General features: G+C 46.6%; 2 protein-coding genes. Both read left to right on the top strand.

All coding sequences use genetic code 11. From position 1 onward, the window contains the following. On the top strand, window positions 1-520 hold a 520-nt coding region (gene traF, locus OH459_RS28015), incomplete at its 5' end, for a type-F conjugative transfer system pilin assembly protein TraF (RefSeq protein ID WP_269989884.1). 161 nt (window positions 521-681) lie between these two features. Continuing rightward, window positions 682-900, top strand: a 219-nt coding sequence (traF, locus tag OH459_RS28020) for a conjugal transfer protein TraF (protein ID WP_269989886.1), incomplete at its 3' end; no start/stop codon positions are given.

Here is a 900-nt window from a genome sequence, read left to right on the forward strand (position 1 = left end):
CAAGGAAAAACTGGCAAGGTTCTTGGCACTTAATCGATTTATCACTGACCAGACTGACCAGCTAGGCATGACATTCAAAGCACTGCTACTGGAAAGACCGGAGCTCTCTTACACTAAAGACCACCCGACAGAGCAAGCCGCAAGGCAGGTGTATCTCGATCTAGAAAATAAAAAGAAAACCGATGCAGTTGAAAAGATGAAGCAGGAAGGCTGGGGATTTTTCTTTGTTTATGACGGCAACGATACGCTCAGTCAGCAGCTTGCCCCTTCCATTCAAGCTTTTGCTGACCAATACCACTTAGAGCTTCTTGGTATTAGTAATGATGAAACCTTCATCACCAACATCAAAGAGAACCGCCATAACCAAGGCAAGGTCACCGTTCCTTTTACGCCAGCGCTGATTTTGGTGCACCCAAGCACCGGAGAGATGAAGCCACTGGCGTATGGCTGGATAAGCCAAAATGATTTGCTTGGGCGTTTTTACAACGTTGCGACCAACTTTGAGCAATCGGATTTCTAATCCAAAAACAGCCACCATACCAAAGCAAACAGCGCAAGCGCTGCTATAAACCCCAAACCTAGCTCAACGTTCGATACCACATTATTTATCTCGTCCATACCGCCCTCTTGGATGACAACACTTTACTTGTTTCTTTTTAACCTAAAACGCAAGGAGGCACCATGCCATCTCTTCGCACCCTTTTGCTCAGTTTTGTACTACTGTTTGCTGGCACCGCACACGCCGCCATGCAAAACCAATACGCTCTGGTGTTCTTTTTTGAAAGTACCTGCCCATACTGCCACAAGAGCGCACCTAAAATTACTCGCCTTAGCGAACGCTTCCAATTACCTGTTTACGCTTTTTCTGTTGATGGGGCGGGCATTCCTGGCTTTGAAGTC

The sequence above is a fragment of the Vibrio sp. MM46 genome (assembly GCF_027587135.1).
GTDB classification, from domain to species: Bacteria; Pseudomonadota; Gammaproteobacteria; order Enterobacterales; family Vibrionaceae; genus Vibrio; species Vibrio harveyi.